Origin of the sequence: Variovorax sp. UMC13 (assembly GCF_014170375.1) — a bacterium.
Classification (GTDB): domain Bacteria; phylum Pseudomonadota; class Gammaproteobacteria; order Burkholderiales; family Burkholderiaceae_C; genus Variovorax.
Genome location: NZ_LZZW01000016.1, coordinates 152,518 through 167,298, shown reverse-complemented (window position 1 = coordinate 167,298; position 14,781 = coordinate 152,518). Strand labels below are relative to the sequence as shown.

The window sequence follows — 14,781 nt, the reverse complement described above, 5'->3', positions numbered from 1 at the left end:
TACGGTCCGTTCTCGTCCTCTAGAAGGTTCTTTTCAGAGGAGAAACCCTTCAAACGTTGTCTTCAGCCGTCGGTTACCATCTGTCTAAGTCGCGCAGTTTTTGGCGGCAAGGATGATGGAAAGCACAGCATGCCCAAAAAAGCAGCAGAGCTCGGACCGCTTCAGGTCAGCAGGCTCACGAAGCCCGGCGCGCATGCTGTCGGCGGCGTTGCCGGCCTGCAGCTCAAGATCAACGATGCCGGCGCCCGTTCGTGGGTGCTTCGCACGATGGTGGCCGGCAAGCGCCGTGACATGGGCCTGGGTGGCTTCCCTGACGTGACGCTCGCGCAGGCCCGGGAGAAGGCTCGTGCAGCACGCGCACAGGTAGGTGAGGGCGTTGACCCCATCCAGGCACGCCAGGCCGCCCGTAGCGCCTCTGCGGCGGCGCTTGCCAAGGCCAAGACGTTCGACCAGTGCGCGGCCGCCTTCATCAAAGCGAAGTCGGGCGAATGGGCGAACGCGAAGCACCGCGCGCAATGGGATTCGACGCTCGAGACTTTCGCGTCTCCGGTGATCGGTGGCTTGCTGGTGCAGGACGTGGCGGTGTCCAACGTGCTCGACGTGCTGGAGCCGATCTGGAAGACCAAGACCGAGACGGCATCGCGGCTGCGCGGTCGCATCGAGACGATCCTCGACTGGGCCACGGCGCGCGGCTACCGCACCGGAGAGAACCCGGCGCGCTGGCGCGGGCACCTGGATCAGCTGCTGGCCAGGCCTAAGAAGATCGCGAAGACCAAGCACCACGAGGCGCTGCCCTTCGACGCCGTCGGTGCCTTTATGGTCGACCTGCGTGCGGTGGAAGGGTCGAGCGCGCGGGCACTGGAGTTCGTTGTGCTGACAGCTGGCCGTTCGGGCGAGATCCGCGGCGCGCGCTGGTCGGAGATCGACGTGCACGGCAAGGTGTGGACGGTGCCGGCCGAGCGCATGAAAGGGAAGAAGGAGCATCGCGTGCCGCTGTCGAGTCAGGCGCTACGGCTGCTGGCGGCGCTGCCGCTCTTCGAGGACCACGACCTGCTCTTTCCAGGCCGAAGCAACGCGCCGCTTTCCGATATGTCGCTCACTGCGTGCATGCGGCGCATGAAGCTGACGGCGGTGCCGCATGGCTTCCGGTCGACCTTCCGGGACTGGGCCGCGGAGCGAACGAACTTCCCGCGCGACCTGGCCGAGATGGCGCTGGCTCACGCGATCGAGAGCGACGTGGAGGCCGCTTACCGCCGCGGCGACATGCTGGCCAAGCGCGCCAAGATGATGCAGGCTTGGGCGGATTTCTGCGGCAAGCCCGCTATCGTGCCAGCACGATAACCCTGCGCCCGACAGAGCACACGCTACATTTAGCAATGAACAACGAAACTGGCTCAGTCGAGGTCGCTGTCGAATTTGTCGACGGGAGCCGCAGGGACTTCACCCAGCCGGTAGGCATCCTGGCGACCCATGAGCGCCTGGCGCACCGAGGCCTCCAAGGCAAGGCACTCGTTGATTGCCTGTTCGGCGATGACTGGGGGCCGGCGCCGGTCCGCGTCACCTTCACCTACCAGGGCGATGGCGAAACGCATTCCTTCGATATCCGGTATGAATGACTGTTGGGCGATGAGTCAAGCTCGCATAGATGGGGTCGTCCGGGGCCAAGGATGAAGAAGTTTCTCCTAGGCCTTGCGTCGGTGGGCGTTCTGCTGATCGCAGCTATTTATGGGGTGCTCTCTGAGTTCCCAGCCGTCAGGCTGAAGGCTGCGGCAGTTGGGCGATACCTCTACCAAAATCCCGTGATCATCGGCGCACTGGTGGGTGGCGTGATCGCTGTCACAGTAGCTGCTATGACGTTGTTCGGCGTCTGGCTAACGCTCAGGGCCGCAGAGGCGCGAATGAAGGTCGAGTTAGGGCATTCAGCGGGTCAGGGATCGCGGGAACGCGATCACCGGGCGACTCAGGCGCATATCGATCGGCAGCATGCTGCAGACGAAGCGCAGCGCGAACGCCTTGCGGCCATTCGCCGCGAGGTTTATGTGAAGGCAATCGCAGAGCTTGTAGGGGTGCAGCTCTTCATTGGCAGCTTGCCTAAGCAGGACATTCAGACCCTCGACACCTCGAAGGCTCTCGGCGACATGGCCACCGCAGTCAGCAGGGTTGCAGTCGTTGGCGAGACCGGGACTGCCCTCATCGCGCGGGAGATCGGCGCGTTCTATAACGCGTTGATTTTGAGGCACTTGCCACGTCTCATGGAACTGAGCGCGCTCCGTGCGGCGGCGAAGGAAGCCAATGAATCTTTCGCGAAGGCGCGCGCCGACATCGCCTCACTGTCTGAGACAGCGCCTGCGGATCGATCCCCACAGCAAAGGGCGCAGCTGTCTGAAGCGCACAGCGCGGCCGTTGAGCACTCGACAAAGGCTGCTGCAATCATGAAATCCGTTGCCTTTGCCGAGCTCCATTTTGCCGAGGCTCATCGTGCGGAAACGCGGCCGGCAATCGATCGCCTGGACGACCTAGCAATCGCCGTGAGGGCCGAGCTTGGACTGCCGAGCGACGTTGAGAGTCTGAGGGCGCAGACCGATGAAATACAGCGTCGGCTCTCCCTGTTGTTCGACGATCTTCGTGCGCAGCTTGTCGAAATGCTTGGAGCGGAGGAATGAGCGCAGGTTGCCCTAAGGCAGAAGTCACTTTACCCTTTCTTCGGTTTACGCCCTCCCGGGCGAGAACGACTGTCGACGCATTTCGTCGGCAGTAACGCGTGACTCACGCATTAGTCGCGTGTGACAGACGCGGGACAGACCGCTGGTGTCCCGCGGGACAACCAGGGGACAGCGACCGGCTGTCCGGCGGACAAGTCGCGGACAGCCGCCGACCGTAAGGGTGAAGTGGCTTCACCCTTACCGCTGGTTTACACCCTCGTGGGTGAGAACCCAATCGAACGATAGCCGTCCGAAGGCCGCCGACCGAGGAACTCACCCAAACGGGTGACCAGCCCGACGAAATTCGTCGTCTTGCCATCACCCGGTCGGGAGGCATCGCCCTGCAGCCGCTGCTCCTAGAGCGAGTCCGGGAAAGACGCGAGCACCTTGTATCTGATTCGAGTATTGGTGGCCTCGATGACCTGGATCCGCACGCTCTTGAAGCCAATCGTCTGTTCAGCAGTCAAATCGTACTGAGCTTCCTGGGTGAATCCTGGTCTGATGAGATCGCCTGCAAACTCGCGATACGTGACCTTGATCTGGTTGCCAATTCGCCCGCCATACAGCAGTTCCTGCCTGAAGTTCGGCTGGGTCTTGTCGATGATCTTGCCGACGCGGTGCCGTGGCGCCGCCGGGGTGATCTGGCCGGCCCCTGTCATGTCGTAAGAGCCGACCAGCTGCAATGTGCCGTTCCTCTTTTTTGTGAGGTAGCCACCGAAAGGTTCAGCGCGGCGACGTGTGTACTTGTCGTTGATCCAGTAGGCGCCCGGTGACGCGAAAAAAAACTGAGTTCCTTCTGCGTCTTCCCTCTCAAGTCGCATTGCGTTCGGCTCCACGATGTACTCGCGCATGATGCCGTTGTCAGTGATGCGCTCCTGGAGCTCCAAGCCATCGAAGACGTAGAGCTTGCCCTTCGCCACCAACGTCTCGCCAATGTCCGCAGTCGACTCGACACTAAGCGGCGGGATGTTTGTGATCTGAATTTCCGGAGGCTTGATGGGCGGCGCTGTGACGCATCCAGCAAGCAGCAACGCCATGACGATGGCGGCAGTCTTCTTCATCTCGGTCTCTCCTCGTTGTGGACCGCAGATCGTAGCGGTTGCCAATCCGACGGGCTCACTTTCGAGCCTGTCCAGAAAGCGCCCTAGCTTTCACCAGCCGCTTCACGATCGCCTGATAGGTCGGCCCAGCGCGCACGTCGGCCATGCTGACAGTTCCGTGCACGGCGTAGAAGCGCTCGACGGCGGCAATGTAGGCTTCGCAGGTCAGCACCTCGCGGCGGTAGTCCTTCGCCCGCCTGAGAAGGATGGCCACCCGCTCGAACCAGTGCGGCGCCGGCACCCACTGCCTGGTCTCGGCCTCCGCCAGTTCCTCTCGGCACCCGGCGCACCATGGCCTCGAGGCACTGTTCGTCCATAGGGTTTTCAACCACAAAATAAATTGCGCATCGCTCGATTAATGTTTACATTACTCCCATGGCACCACAGAAACCAGCAGCGAAAAAGAAGCCCGGGAGGCCGGCGATTGATCCCGGCCAGGCAACACAGGTTATGGCGATTCGCCTGACGAAGGGCCAGAAGGACAAGCTGGATAAATTGGGCGGCCCGCCATGGGTGCGAGATCGCATCGACAAGGCGAAGCTGCCGAAGGAATGACGCCGCGCCTCAGGGTGCAAGGTGGACCCGGGGTCCACCTTAGATCTGAGGCAAATCTAGGCGGCCGGAAGGGTGGTGGAACACCCAACCGGCCTAACCACAACGTGCATACCAGCAAGGAGCGCACATCATGGCTACCGCTATTCTCGCCCGCACTCGGGCAACTGCTCAACCCACGCCCATGCAGGGCATCACGAAGCCCCGCCTGACCCTGGTCAGCGATGTCCGGCAGTTCGCCGGTGTCGAGGGGCCTTTCTCGCCTCTGGCCGGCGGCGACAGCCTCACGTTTTGCGGCGGGCGCAAGGCGCTGGCCGACTCGCACGCCGTCGACGTGCCGACGCTCGACGCGCTGGCGGAGGATCGCGTCACCGAGGCCACCGACGCGGCTGGGCACACCTGGTTCCTGCGCCTGTCCGGGACGTGGCTGATCGTTGCCTTTCGGGAGCGCACCGCGGCCGAGCTGGTTGAGGAAAACGACCGCGCCGACGACATGCGCCTAACCGCCATCCCTAGCAACCGGGTGCAGGCCTGCCGTCGGATTGCTTTCGAGCTCGGACGCATGGCCGGGGCAATGGCACCAGACCGCTGCCCGCCGCGCAGCCGCCGCCGCGCCCTGCAGCGACGGATTGCCGACCTTGCCGCGCTGCAGGCCGATTTGCTCTACGGCCGCTCGACACCCATGTCGGAGGTTCGTCGGCGGATGGGGGCGCTCGGGCTCTGACGGTTCCTCGTTGGTCGCCACGAACGACCGCCGAGGAAGATCACTCTTCAGGCGACCGCTCTACCATGGCGCGAATGCGTGCCATGCGATCGACAAGGTCCGCGCTCTGCTCGGCAAACTGGGCTCGAGCGTGCTGAACCTTCGCGAGCTCCGCGCGCAACTCGTTGGCCTGCTGGGTCAGCTCCGCAGCGAGTGCGGCCGTGGGGGCTTGCTCGATTCGTGACTGCAGGCGATCCAGACGCGAGTGCAGCAGTTCAGCCCGGAGGTCGAGCATCTCGCCGCGGGCCGCGACTTCGGAGACGCCGAGCTCGATCTCGCGCGCCCTGGCCGCGATCCGGTCGCGCGGAGCTTGGTAGCTCGCCTCGATCCTGGCCACTACCTCGGCATTGAGCGTGCGGTTGTTCTCCTCAGCCGACGCCTTCAGCCGATCACGCATGCCGTCGGGCAGCCGCAGCATGAATTTGTCCGAGTCACGTCCGGTCTTCGCGGTTTCAGTTGCCATCCCACAAGCATACGGCACGGTGACACGTTTTTACTTGCCGACTGAAAGTCACGGTGACATACTCAAGTCTTTAAGTCACGGTGACATATGAGGTAACTATGGAAATTGCACCAGTCGCACCGCCGAACCCGAAGGCGGCCAAATTCATGCTCCGATTCGAGGACGATGCCCAGCACGTCCGATTGAAGGCCACGGCGCGCAAGGAAAAGCGCAGCCTTAACAAGCAGATCCTGCTGCTGCTCGAGGCTGGCGAGGCCGCGCTGCGCCAGGTCCCAGGGGCGAGCAAATGAGCGCGGCCGCTGCCCCTACGCCGGATCGGCTGCTGCGCCTGCCCGATGTCCTCCAGCGCATCCCGATCGCGAAGTCGGAGTGGTGGAAGGGCGTGAAGTCGGGCAAGTACCCGGCTCCCGTGAAACTCGGTCCCCGCACCACCTGCTGGCGCGCGTCGGAGATCGACAAGCTGATCGCATCGCTATGAACGCGGTCGATCACGAAAAGGCGTTCGCCACGTTGCAGGCGAAAGCTGCACTCGTCGGGCTTGAATGCCGGGAGCGCAAGGCGCGGCAGAACGCCATCGTCCTCTTCCGCCGTCGCGCGCTGATCGACCGCCACGGCCGGCCGATAGGGTGGATCTCGCGCGCCTCGGAGTACTGGCTGTTCCCTGACGTGGCCTGCGCCGATCTCTGGCTGCGCAACCGTGAGGCCGCCGGGGACAAGCCGAGGGTGGGCGAATGAATGGCGGGCAAGTACAAGAAAGGCGCGCTTTCCTTCGAGTTCGTGCCGATTCCGAAGGAGATCCTGTTGTCCGCGGAGTGGCAGTCGCTGCCCCCCAACACGGTTTGCCTGGTCATGGACCTGACGGCGCAGTACACCGGCAAGAACAACGGCCGGCTGAACCCGTCGTTCACCGCGATGGAGAAGCACGGATGGAAGTCCGAGACGACGCTTATCAAGGCCAAGCGTGCCTTGCTGGAGTGCTCGTTCGTCGTGCACACCCGGCAGGGACACGCGCCGCATACGTCGGACTGGATCGCCTTCACATGGTGGAAGTTGGACTGGGAAAAGACGATGGACATCGAGCCTCGAGGATTCCCGTACCTCAATTTCATCAAGCTGCAGCCGCCGACAAAAACAATTCCTGCCCTCCAGAAACTGCAGGACAAACTTCCAAACAGACAAACCAGACCTACAGAAACTGCAGGGCTGGTGCCCCCATGAGAACCGTCAGTCCTCTAATTTCTACAGGTCTGTCATTGGAGAACATCGATTTCTTCAGACCTGCAGTTTCTGTAGGAGTTCTAGAGTTGCCATCTCTGCGGTGTGCTGGAGCAGCGCGTGTGCCCTTTGGGCTTTCACCATGAGAGCCCGAATGACTCGGGTCCGCGGAGCTGAATTTCTGCGGGAGCAGATCAGTGAGAACCGGTGCGTGCCTCGCTACAAGCAGCTCCAAGTGGCGCGTGCCGACGGGTGCTACGGGCTGCCCGGCCTGAACATGCGCCGCCTCTTCGATCAACCAGCCTACAAGCAGCGCCGTCTGCTGCACGACCACATCGCGATGCGCGCGTGGAGCTTTCGCGACCCAGTGGAATACCACCTGCCGGGCCAAGCCCGACCCACCATCCACAAGGAACCCCCATCATGGCTAAGAACAACTTGGACGAAGCCGCGGTCCAGTCGGTAATCGCCCTGGCTCAGGAGCTGAAGCCGTGGGGCGCTGAGTTCACGAAACAGTCCGCCCACGTGCTGGCCGGGTATGCGGACCAAGCCCATCCGGCGGTCGACACGCTCGAACTGCTGCTCACTGTTTACCTGCGAGTGCTGTCGGCCCGGCAAGGCCCTCAACGAGCCGCTGCAGCCCGTGCAGCAATCCTGCTGGCATCGATGTCGAAAGGTGATGTCGATGAATGAAAGCGCCTCGTCGCCGGGGACCTCGCACGTTCGTTGTGCCGTGACAGGCGTTGCAGGTGCCGTTGCAGATCGTGAGCAGCTCCCCCTTTTGGGTGAGCAGCTATCGTTCGGAACGCGGGATGGTGACCGCGGGGGCCTCTTCGAATGACTCCCGCCCAGCTCGTCGACAAGCTGCGCCTGGTGCAGTCACTCCTGCATGAGTTGCTGCCGGCCGCGCTGGCGCTGCAGGGCGAGCCGGTAGACAGCGTGCCCCGCAAGTACAGCGCGGCCGATCGCGCGCGGTGGCGAGAGATGGCCACGAAGCCCGACCTGATGATGCTCTCGGCCAGGGGCAAGGCCAGGCTGATCGCCTTGCGCGAGGGTCTGCCGCAGGGCGCCGCCGAGACGATCCGGCGAGAGCTGAGGATTCTGGGTAACGGGCGCTGATACCCACCTTACCCAGCTCACAGTGGAGTCATTCCAAGGGACTGATTCCATGACCACGAAACCGCGAACGCCGACCACTGCCGAGCTCGAACTCGTGAAGGCGCGCGCTGAGATCCGCAGCCTGCTGGGCGAGATCGAGCAATCGTTCGCCGTGATCCGCAAGGCCGCCGGCTTGCCTGCCCGCACCACTGCGACCACTCGGGGCAAGACACCCGTCGAGATGAAGCGCATCGAGGCCATGGAGCTCATGAAGAGCATGGGCTGCCGCATTGATCACAGCGACATCAAGCACGGCGCTGTGCGAATCGTCGGCCCCAGCTTCTCTGCCGAGTTCTTCGACATCGCCGACTTTGACGGCACCACCCGCAACGCAATCAACTAAGGGCAACACATGTTCTTCAAACCCAAATCCGCCCAGGCCGCCAGTGACTTCATCGCGCGCCTGAAGACCACGCCTGTTGTGCAGGAAGCACTGCGAGAGATCGAGGCCGGAGAGCTGGTCGAACGTCAGGCGTTGATCGCCGAAAGGGATGCGCTGCTCGCGACGCTGGGCACCTTCATGGGTAAGCGCACCAAGCGTCAGGCTGAGATCAATGCCGAGATCCTCGCTATTGAACAGCGGCGCACTGACCTCGGCAATGAGCTGCTGGCGCTGGACTGCACTGGCTCGAGCTTCCGGAGCACCACCGGTCGCGATCTCGATGCGCTGGCTTCGCAGATCAAGGCAGGTGCTGACCCGCGCATCAACAACTTCGTGGTCTGGGCGCAATTCGCACATGCACAAGCGGTGGAGCACACCTGGCGCCAAAGCGGTCAGAGCAAGCTCTACGCTGTCGAAAGAGGAAGCGAGGCCCGCGTTGCGCTCGATGCCCGCCTTGGCATCGAGTCGGTGGCGCGCCTCGCCCGCCTCGTGGGCGAGAGCCTTGAACGCGCGGAAGCCATGCGCATGGAGGCCGCGATGCCCGACGACGTGCTGCTCGAGCTGCAATCGATGGCCGCCGCGATCCATGCCGAGTACACCAGCCAACCGCGCAGCCCGCAGCTGTCGCCCAACTTCTTGGCGCGCATCCCGGGCTTCGTTGTCCTGCAGGTCAACGAATTCAACGAGGCGGTCGAGGGATGACCGCCGCTGAATGGCGCCGGCGCGTGACCGCTGAGCTGCACCTTGCGGGCGTCGCGGTGGAGAAGCTGCCCAGCGGCGTCTACCGGCTGTCGAACACCCACGGGCACATCCTCACCGCTGACATCCAAAACCTCACAGAGTCGGACCTCAAGACCTTCCGCGGTGGGAACCAGCATCGTGGCCGCGCCAAGGCTCTCCCGGCCGCCTCGACGCAGTAGGCCGAAGACCCACCCATACGAGACCCACCATGGCAGACACCGTCATCCTTGCACCTGGCCTGACCGCGGCCGATAGCGCCGAGTTCGTGATTCCCTGGACCCTGAACCGCCAGAACACCCGGGCATACCTGTTCGTGGCCAGCGGCACCCTGTCCCCGCTCGCACGCGTCGGCCGCTTCAGAAAGACGCTACGGCGCGTCAACCCGACCGACGCTGAGCCCACCGTCGCGCAGTACGAATCCCTTGATGGCTTGGACGCCTGGCATGCGCCCCAGCTGTGGTTCTGCGAGCACGGCACCTGGATCTTTCGTCGGCCCGACCTGACCGGCTCGGGCATGACGCCCTTCGGCGTGGCCATCGGCGAGATCGGCCAGGGGTGACAGGGCGATCGGCGACCACGCACGCGTTTCGACCGTCTAAATGCGACTTTCTCTCATTTATCTCGTCAGATGCGAAATATTCTCATTTGGACGGGGTAGGGGGTAAAAAAGTCGGTTTTCGAGCCTTTGGAAACCAGGCGTCCAGTCGTTTTTTTGTGTCCACAAAACCAGAAACATCATGTCCCGACCTCGCACCCCTACCAACGTCCTTGAGCTGAGGGGCTCCTTCAAGCGGAACCCTCAGCGCGGACGAGCTCGCGCGAACGAGCCTGAGCCGGCTGGCGACATCGGCGACCCGCCGGCGCACCTGACAGCCGTAGAGCGCGACTGCTGGGTCGAATTGGTCGGGCTCTGTCATGAGGGCGTGCTCTGCGCTGCCGATCGGCCCTTCGTGGAATACGGGGCGCGCGTGTTTGCGCAGCTACGCAGCGATCCGTTCATCGACACCAAGCTCGCCACCCGATTCGAGGCGATATGCGGTCGGCTTGGCATGACGCCGGCAGACCGGTCCAAGGTGCAGATCTCAAGATCCGCACGCGCAAAAGACCCCTACAGCGAGTTCGGCTCTACACAAGGATGACGCCATGACCATCGGAACAATCACAGTTGATCTTCTTGCCAAGACGGGTAGTTTCGAGACGGACATCAATCGATCGGCGAAGCTCGCAGCGAAGCGTGCCAAGGAGATCGACGATGCCGTATCGAAGGCGGGTGAGCGCGTAGGCGCATCCCTGGGCGCCGCGGGTGTTGCCGCGGTCTACTTCGGCAAGAGGTTGATCGACGGCTTGGACGCCCTCAACGACTACAAGGACGCGACCGGCGCGAGCATCGAGAAGCTGAGCGCGCTCGAGGACGTGGCCGGCCGGACCGGCGCAGGCATGGACACGGTCTCGAGCATCCTGACCAAGTTCAATAGCGTCCTCAAGGAGGCTGACGGCAAGAATGGCGCCTCAATGGCCCTCAAGGCCATCGGTCTCAGCGCCGAGGAGCTCAAGCGCCTGGATCCGGCTGAGGCGTTGCGAGTCACGGCCGTTGCCCTGTCGGGCTTTGCTGACGATGGCAATAAGGCGCGCCTGGTGCAGGAACTCTTCGGCAAGTCGGTCAAGGAGGCAGCGCCGTTCCTGAACGATCTGGCGCAGCAAACCGCGTTGGTGGGCAAGGTGACTGCCGAGCAGACCCAGGCCGCAGAGGACTTCAACAAGCAACTTTTTGCCATCCAGAAGAATGCGACTGACGCGGGCCGCTCGCTGCTGAACGACCTGCTTCCTTCGATGAATCTTTTTCTACAGAACGCGCGCGAGATCGGCAAGTTGGGCGGCTTCGGGTTGATCGTGAAGGATGCTGCAAAGGACCTCGTGGGCCTGGGCAAGATGACAGGCGACAACGGGGCCGACATCAAGCAGTTCATGCGCGAGCGCGATCGCCTGCAGAAAGACCTGGACTTTGCATCGCGCAAGGGTCTTCCCACACGAGACCTGCAGAGCGATCTGGCAGAGAACGCGCGTTACCTCGAGATCCTGAGGGCGAAGCAGCTCAACGAGGTAGCTGCCCGGTACGCCGGCGACAACGACGACGCGACGCTGCGCAAGTTCTCGCCCCAAGTGCGCTCCGTCGGCGATGTGCCAAAGCCAGCGAAGGCTGGAGCGGCACAGAAGGAATCCGAGTTCCAGAAGTACCTCGAGAACCTCGGCAAGCAGCTCGACAAGACCAAGGAGCTGACCGTCGCCGAGATGGTGCTTGCCGACATCGCCGGCGGCCGGCTCAAGTTGGCCAAGGGCGAGAGCGCGGAAGCGTTGCTGATCGTCGCTCGCCAGGTTGACGCGGCCAAGGCCATGGAAGAGTACAAGAAGCTCAGCGTCGCGGGCGAGGATGCGCGCGCTGCGGCGCTTCTCAAGGCGACTGTCGAGCAAGAGAACCAGGCGCTTAGTCTGGTCGAGGGGAACAAGTCCCTTATCGAAGAAATCCAGCTGATCGGAAAGAGTGCTGAGGCCCAGGCCGTCATTGAGCAGGCGCGCATCACAAGCTCGATCGCGATCAAGGAGGAAGAGCTCGCCAGGCGCGAGAACGCCGACGCGCTTATCCGCGAGACCGATGCGATCCGCGCGCAGATCACAGCCCTCAACGAGCGGAAGGACCTTGTCGGCCTGAAGGGAATGGCCGAGAAGCTGAAGACTGACGCCGACGAAGCGAAGGCTTTCGCAACGCAGATCGGCGCCGCGTTCGAGAGCTCGTTCGAAAAGGCCATTCTCGAGGGCGGCAAGCTGAGTGATGTGCTCACCGGCTTGGCAAAGGATGTGGCCGCGCTCTACATCCGCAACTCGATCACCGGGCCGATGGCCAAGTCGATCGGCGAAGCGGCCGGGGGCTTCGACTTCGGCAAGATCCTCAAGGGTGTGGCGGGCGTGTTTGGCATTGAGGGCTTCGCAGACGGGGGTAACCCGCCCGTCGGTCGCGTGAGCCTCGTGGGCGAGAACGGCCCGGAGCTATTCGTACCTCGCACGGCCGGCACCATCATCCCAAACCATGCACTCGGCGGAGGTGGTGCTCCCGTCAATGTCACGATCAACAACACTGTCGGCGACGTTGCCACCCTGTCGATGCTGAAAGAGGCTCAGGCAGGCACGGAGCGCCGCATTCAGGGCGCGCTCGGCCGCAGCCAGCGGTATGGTGGCGCGCTGGCTTAAGCGCTCCAGGCTCGCGTCACTGCTCTATCAACCGGATGTGTTCGCCCGACGGCGGGCGAGGTGGTCGAGCGCATACCTGGGCCCACATTTGCCTGAGGTCCTCATTGACATAGCCATCACGCACGTAGTGGATGTGTGGACCGCCTTGCTTCCAGTGATTGCCGTACCGAGAACGGTCACGCTGATCGAAGTAGAGCAAGTGCCAATGCTCGCCTCCTGGAACGTAGAACAAGTGAGCGGCGAAGAGCCGCCGCTCGATCATGGCCTGGTCAACCTTGCGGATGACTTTCCGAAGTGCTGGCGATGCGACGCCTACCTTTGCATCGCTCAAGTTCTGCAGATCCGCGTCCGTGAGATGCCGCGTTGCAGGCACGAGCTGGTCGAAGTGACAGGCGTAGCGGTAAGGCTCCAGCACTCCCGCTCGCCCTCCCAAGATCAGACTGTAGAGATCGTCTCGGGTGATGGTCAGTTGTCGACAGAACTTGGACACCTCGTTTTTCTTCGAGAGGTTGAACAGCTCCAGAAGTTGGTCGAAGCCCGGGCCCATCACGTGCCTTCCAAGTGAGGCCCCATCCTAGCGCCCTACCCGATTTCGCCCAGGTGACTTCGGACGAAATTCGTCGTCAGTGGCGGGGCCAAGGATGGGGATAGCGATCTGGTCGAAGGACATGGGGGATTGTGGTGGTGGGTAGCGCCGGGCGTGATACCAAGGCGACGAATTTCGTCGGGTTGCCCCGGGCGTGGTGCGCGAACGAATTTCGTCCGCGCTCATCGGGAGCCCCCTGCGCGGGACTCCTTTGCGACCCGCTATCTGCGGTGTGCAAAACCTGCACCTCGCCGGTTCTGAGATCTCCTTGAAATTCAGGACATCCCCGACGAGATCGGGGAGGTCGAACATGCGGGATTTCCCCTGATGTTCCAGCACGCGCCCACGCCTAGTTCCGACGCATTTCGTCGGAACAACCTGGGCGATGCACAGCGGCGTGCATCGATCGACTGGCGACGAAATTCGTCGACGGTCCATCGAACGAATTTCGTCCGAAGGGAGCCCCCAGCCCAGGGGCTCCTTTGCGACCCGATAACGTCGGGGCGCAAACCTGCATCGGGTCGGTCCGAATGGGGGTGCAGCTTTTGCACCCCCTTGCACTGCCCCGCTGATAGCGGGGTAGTGACCGGCACAGGGGTCAGATCAGTCCTGACCCCTTCATCGGACCGGCGCGCAGCCGTTGAGCGAGGGCCGGGACGCTCGCGCGCGGCGCCAGCGCGAGGCAACTGCCGCTCTACCCCGGCGCGCGAGCGGGGTGCCTGCCGCCTTGTTCCGGCGCAGCAACGGGGGGTTCGCCAGATCTGGCCGGCGCGAGCCGCCCCGAAGTGCAGGCGATGCAGGTCGAGCACAAGACAGCAGGTGGTGCACGCGGTGCGCCGTCACATCGCAGGCGTAGACTGCCGCCATGACCTACACCGTCACCCTTGTGGACTTCCCAGCTGCGCCGCCGGATGTGATCCATGCGGCTGAGGCCCGGTTCCGGGCCGCCTTGGATAAGGCGCTGGCCGACCAGGTCGCGCCGACGCTTCGGGCCTTCCAGAGCGCCAGCGAATCGAGTGCCAATGAGCTCACCAAGGACGAGGTGAAGCTGGCGGGGGACTGGGCCGCCGCCTACGCCAAGGCGAAGGAAGCCGGGTTCCGCGGCCTGGGCGATGCCGACGAGCCCTACTTCGAGGTTCGTCTCCAAGAAGGGCTTGAGCGATGAAGCGAGACTGGGACCTGATACGCCGCCTTCTTACTGACATTGAAGAGGGTCGCGATTTTCTTGCGGACGCACCGGCTGAACCGAAGTGGCTCGACCAATCGGAAGAAGCCTTCGCCAAAGAGATGCGGGCCTATCGTTCGGCGGATGAACGCCTATTCGGACATCTGGAATTGCTCCGCGAAGCGGGTTACACAGACGGCTATGAAGTCTTGCGGGGTGCCGATGGCACCATCAGCTTCGGTCTGGCCTCACCACGATTAACGATGGCCGGCCACGATCTGCTTGATACCGTGCGGTCGTCGAAGGTCTGGGCTTGGATCAAGTCGACCGCTAGCGCAAAGGGCCTCGAGCTGACCGTGGATGCCGTGAAGGCACTTGGTCCACTTGCGCTCAAACACATTCTCAGCTGACCCTTGACTACGCGGCTGGTGCCCGGTCGGGTTGGAGTTGGCTCTATTGAAGCGTGAACGTTTCGCGGCCGAGCAGCATGCGGTCGTTTCGCACGATGCCCAGCAGCAGGCTCACTTCGGCGTCTCGCCGCTCGAGAGCGCGTCGAGTTTTCGCAAGCAGCCCTGCGAACAGCGGCGGAGCCGATGAAGCTGCAGCGCGCTTGCCGCAAACGTGGCACGGGGCTCGTGGCATGAATCTCTGATGATGGACCGTATGATGGAAGAGCTTGCGAGGACGAGCCACAGCCCGCATGAACTGGTG

Annotated in this window: 23 protein-coding genes; 19 read left to right on the top strand and 4 right to left on the bottom strand. The window is 63.0% G+C overall.

The genetic code is table 11. The features are described 5' to 3' along the window. Positions 1–129 precede the first annotated feature (129 nt). Genes A9977_RS14010 through A9977_RS14000 form a run of 3 tightly spaced genes read left to right on the top strand, consistent with a single transcriptional unit; the run spans position 130 to position 2,663 of the window. The gene (locus A9977_RS14010; protein WP_183025454.1) at positions 130–1,341 is read left to right on the top strand and encodes a site-specific integrase; all 1,212 of its coding nucleotides are present in this window, start codon (positions 130–132) and stop codon (positions 1,339–1,341) included. Between the two features lie 35 nt (positions 1,342–1,376). Further along, entirely contained in the window at positions 1,377–1,616 is a 240-nt protein-coding gene (locus A9977_RS34080; protein WP_220811772.1) for a hypothetical protein, read from the top strand. A gap of 51 nt (positions 1,617–1,667) precedes the next feature. Next, the gene (locus A9977_RS14000) at positions 1,668–2,663 is read left to right on the top strand and encodes a hypothetical protein (RefSeq protein ID WP_183025452.1); all 996 of its coding nucleotides are present in this window, start codon (positions 1,668–1,670) and stop codon (positions 2,661–2,663) included. A gap of 395 nt (positions 2,664–3,058) precedes the next feature. Here the strand turns inward: A9977_RS14000 and A9977_RS13995 are convergent, their stop codons facing one another. Together A9977_RS13995 and A9977_RS13990 are read right to left on the bottom strand one after the other, a co-directional pair. Continuing rightward, a complete protein-coding gene (locus A9977_RS13995) occupies positions 3,059–3,763 on the bottom strand; it encodes a hypothetical protein (protein WP_183025451.1) in 705 nt (234 codons plus the stop codon). Between the two features lie 55 nt (positions 3,764–3,818). Continuing rightward, positions 3,819–4,016 carry a hypothetical protein gene (locus A9977_RS13990; RefSeq protein WP_183025450.1) on the bottom strand — a complete coding sequence of 66 codons (198 nt, stop codon included), beginning with the start codon at positions 4,014–4,016 and terminating at the stop codon, positions 3,819–3,821. Between the two features lie 161 nt (positions 4,017–4,177). Here A9977_RS13990 and A9977_RS13985 point away from each other — a divergent pair, with 161 nt between their 5' ends. Both A9977_RS13985 and A9977_RS13980 read left to right on the top strand, forming a co-directional pair. Beyond that, positions 4,178–4,357: a hypothetical protein gene (locus A9977_RS13985; protein ID WP_183025449.1), complete on the top strand. Its 180-nt coding sequence runs from the start codon at positions 4,178–4,180 to the stop codon at positions 4,355–4,357. A gap of 181 nt (positions 4,358–4,538) precedes the next feature. After that, entirely contained in the window at positions 4,539–5,078 is a 540-nt protein-coding gene (locus A9977_RS13980) for a hypothetical protein (RefSeq protein WP_183025448.1), read from the top strand. 40 nt (positions 5,079–5,118) lie between these two features. On the opposite strand, the gene A9977_RS13975 is transcribed toward A9977_RS13980, so the two are convergent. Further along, on the bottom strand, positions 5,119–5,580 hold the full coding sequence (locus A9977_RS13975) for an Arc family DNA-binding protein (RefSeq protein WP_183025447.1): 462 nt from the start codon (positions 5,578–5,580) through the stop codon (positions 5,119–5,121). 146 nt (positions 5,581–5,726) lie between these two features. Between A9977_RS13975 and A9977_RS13970 the strand changes: the two genes are divergently transcribed. The 12 genes from A9977_RS13970 (at position 5,727) to A9977_RS13915 (ending at position 12,319) form a co-directional block, all read left to right on the top strand. Continuing rightward, the gene (locus A9977_RS13970; protein ID WP_183025446.1) at positions 5,727–5,870 is read left to right on the top strand and encodes a hypothetical protein; all 144 of its coding nucleotides are present in this window, start codon (positions 5,727–5,729) and stop codon (positions 5,868–5,870) included. Further along, a complete protein-coding gene (locus tag A9977_RS13965) occupies positions 5,867–6,058 on the top strand; it encodes an AlpA family transcriptional regulator (RefSeq protein WP_183025445.1) in 192 nt (63 codons plus the stop codon). Before A9977_RS13970 ends, A9977_RS13965 begins: the two co-directional genes overlap by 4 nt. After that, on the top strand, positions 6,055–6,315 hold the full coding sequence (locus A9977_RS13960) for a hypothetical protein (RefSeq protein WP_183025444.1): 261 nt from the start codon (positions 6,055–6,057) through the stop codon (positions 6,313–6,315). Before A9977_RS13965 ends, A9977_RS13960 begins: the two co-directional genes overlap by 4 nt. Further along, positions 6,316–6,798, top strand: a complete 483-nt coding sequence (locus tag A9977_RS13955; protein WP_183025443.1) for a hypothetical protein — start codon at positions 6,316–6,318, stop codon at positions 6,796–6,798. Between the two features lie 420 nt (positions 6,799–7,218). Next, on the top strand, positions 7,219–7,488 hold the full coding sequence (locus A9977_RS13950) for a hypothetical protein (protein ID WP_183025442.1): 270 nt from the start codon (positions 7,219–7,221) through the stop codon (positions 7,486–7,488). 144 nt (positions 7,489–7,632) lie between these two features. Then, positions 7,633–7,914, top strand: a complete 282-nt coding sequence (locus A9977_RS13945) for a hypothetical protein (protein WP_183025441.1) — start codon at positions 7,633–7,635, stop codon at positions 7,912–7,914. 49 nt (positions 7,915–7,963) lie between these two features. Next, a complete protein-coding gene (locus A9977_RS13940) occupies positions 7,964–8,296 on the top strand; it encodes a hypothetical protein (RefSeq protein ID WP_183025440.1) in 333 nt (110 codons plus the stop codon). A 9-nt stretch (positions 8,297–8,305) separates the two neighbouring features. After that, positions 8,306–9,037, top strand: coding sequence for a hypothetical protein (locus A9977_RS13935; RefSeq protein WP_183025439.1), 732 nt, complete (start codon positions 8,306–8,308; stop codon positions 9,035–9,037). Then, positions 9,034–9,255 (top strand): hypothetical protein, encoded by a 222-nt coding sequence (locus A9977_RS13930; protein WP_183025438.1) that lies wholly within the window; start codon positions 9,034–9,036, stop codon positions 9,253–9,255. Before A9977_RS13935 ends, A9977_RS13930 begins: the two co-directional genes overlap by 4 nt. Positions 9,256–9,284: 29 nt before the next feature. Then, the gene (locus A9977_RS13925; protein WP_183025437.1) at positions 9,285–9,635 is read left to right on the top strand and encodes a hypothetical protein; all 351 of its coding nucleotides are present in this window, start codon (positions 9,285–9,287) and stop codon (positions 9,633–9,635) included. Between the two features lie 178 nt (positions 9,636–9,813). After that, the gene (locus A9977_RS13920) at positions 9,814–10,215 is read left to right on the top strand and encodes a hypothetical protein (RefSeq protein ID WP_183025436.1); all 402 of its coding nucleotides are present in this window, start codon (positions 9,814–9,816) and stop codon (positions 10,213–10,215) included. A gap of 4 nt (positions 10,216–10,219) precedes the next feature. Then, positions 10,220–12,319 (top strand): hypothetical protein, encoded by a 2,100-nt coding sequence (locus tag A9977_RS13915; protein ID WP_183025435.1) that lies wholly within the window; start codon positions 10,220–10,222, stop codon positions 12,317–12,319. Between the two features lie 16 nt (positions 12,320–12,335). On the opposite strand, the gene A9977_RS13910 is transcribed toward A9977_RS13915, so the two are convergent. Continuing rightward, positions 12,336–12,866, bottom strand: a complete 531-nt coding sequence (locus A9977_RS13910) for a hypothetical protein (protein ID WP_183025434.1) — start codon at positions 12,864–12,866, stop codon at positions 12,336–12,338. Positions 12,867–13,770: 904 nt separating this feature from the next. Between A9977_RS13910 and A9977_RS13905 the strand changes: the two genes are divergently transcribed. Beyond that, positions 13,771–14,070 carry a hypothetical protein gene (locus A9977_RS13905; RefSeq protein WP_183025433.1) on the top strand — a complete coding sequence of 100 codons (300 nt, stop codon included), beginning with the start codon at positions 13,771–13,773 and terminating at the stop codon, positions 14,068–14,070. Beyond that, positions 14,067–14,480 (top strand): DUF2513 domain-containing protein, encoded by a 414-nt coding sequence (locus A9977_RS13900; protein ID WP_183025432.1) that lies wholly within the window; start codon positions 14,067–14,069, stop codon positions 14,478–14,480. The genes A9977_RS13905 and A9977_RS13900 overlap by 4 nt, the downstream gene beginning before the upstream one ends. Positions 14,481–14,781: the final 301 nt, after the last annotated feature.

What these genes read in the sequence shown, in the direction of transcription:
- A9977_RS14010 (WP_183025454.1), top strand. Translation starts at nt 130, where the DNA reads ATGCCCAAAAAAGCAGCAGAGCTCGGACCGCTTCAGGTCAGCAGGCTC.
- A9977_RS34080 (WP_220811772.1), top strand. Translation starts at nt 1,377, where the DNA reads ATGAACAACGAAACTGGCTCAGTCGAGGTCGCTGTCGAATTTGTCGAC.
- A9977_RS14000 (WP_183025452.1), top strand. Translation starts at nt 1,668, where the DNA reads ATGAAGAAGTTTCTCCTAGGCCTTGCGTCGGTGGGCGTTCTGCTGATC.
- A9977_RS13995 (WP_183025451.1), bottom strand. Translation starts at nt 3,763, where the DNA reads ATGAAGAAGACTGCCGCCATCGTCATGGCGTTGCTGCTTGCTGGATGC.
- A9977_RS13985 (WP_183025449.1), top strand. Translation starts at nt 4,178, where the DNA reads ATGGCACCACAGAAACCAGCAGCGAAAAAGAAGCCCGGGAGGCCGGCG.
- A9977_RS13980 (WP_183025448.1), top strand. Translation starts at nt 4,539, where the DNA reads ATGCAGGGCATCACGAAGCCCCGCCTGACCCTGGTCAGCGATGTCCGG.
- A9977_RS13975 (WP_183025447.1), bottom strand. Translation starts at nt 5,580, where the DNA reads ATGGCAACTGAAACCGCGAAGACCGGACGTGACTCGGACAAATTCATG.
- A9977_RS13970 (WP_183025446.1), top strand. Translation starts at nt 5,727, where the DNA reads ATGCTCCGATTCGAGGACGATGCCCAGCACGTCCGATTGAAGGCCACG.
- A9977_RS13965 (WP_183025445.1), top strand. Translation starts at nt 5,867, where the DNA reads ATGAGCGCGGCCGCTGCCCCTACGCCGGATCGGCTGCTGCGCCTGCCC.
- A9977_RS13960 (WP_183025444.1), top strand. Translation starts at nt 6,055, where the DNA reads ATGAACGCGGTCGATCACGAAAAGGCGTTCGCCACGTTGCAGGCGAAA.
- A9977_RS13955 (WP_183025443.1), top strand. Translation starts at nt 6,316, where the DNA reads ATGGCGGGCAAGTACAAGAAAGGCGCGCTTTCCTTCGAGTTCGTGCCG.
- A9977_RS13950 (WP_183025442.1), top strand. Translation starts at nt 7,219, where the DNA reads ATGGCTAAGAACAACTTGGACGAAGCCGCGGTCCAGTCGGTAATCGCC.
- A9977_RS13945 (WP_183025441.1), top strand. Translation starts at nt 7,633, where the DNA reads ATGACTCCCGCCCAGCTCGTCGACAAGCTGCGCCTGGTGCAGTCACTC.
- A9977_RS13940 (WP_183025440.1), top strand. Translation starts at nt 7,964, where the DNA reads ATGACCACGAAACCGCGAACGCCGACCACTGCCGAGCTCGAACTCGTG.
- A9977_RS13935 (WP_183025439.1), top strand. Translation starts at nt 8,306, where the DNA reads ATGTTCTTCAAACCCAAATCCGCCCAGGCCGCCAGTGACTTCATCGCG.
- A9977_RS13930 (WP_183025438.1), top strand. Translation starts at nt 9,034, where the DNA reads ATGACCGCCGCTGAATGGCGCCGGCGCGTGACCGCTGAGCTGCACCTT.
- A9977_RS13925 (WP_183025437.1), top strand. Translation starts at nt 9,285, where the DNA reads ATGGCAGACACCGTCATCCTTGCACCTGGCCTGACCGCGGCCGATAGC.
- A9977_RS13920 (WP_183025436.1), top strand. Translation starts at nt 9,814, where the DNA reads ATGTCCCGACCTCGCACCCCTACCAACGTCCTTGAGCTGAGGGGCTCC.
- A9977_RS13915 (WP_183025435.1), top strand. Translation starts at nt 10,220, where the DNA reads ATGACCATCGGAACAATCACAGTTGATCTTCTTGCCAAGACGGGTAGT.
- A9977_RS13910 (WP_183025434.1), bottom strand. Translation starts at nt 12,866, where the DNA reads ATGGGCCCGGGCTTCGACCAACTTCTGGAGCTGTTCAACCTCTCGAAG.
- A9977_RS13905 (WP_183025433.1), top strand. Translation starts at nt 13,771, where the DNA reads ATGACCTACACCGTCACCCTTGTGGACTTCCCAGCTGCGCCGCCGGAT.
- A9977_RS13900 (WP_183025432.1), top strand. Translation starts at nt 14,067, where the DNA reads ATGAAGCGAGACTGGGACCTGATACGCCGCCTTCTTACTGACATTGAA.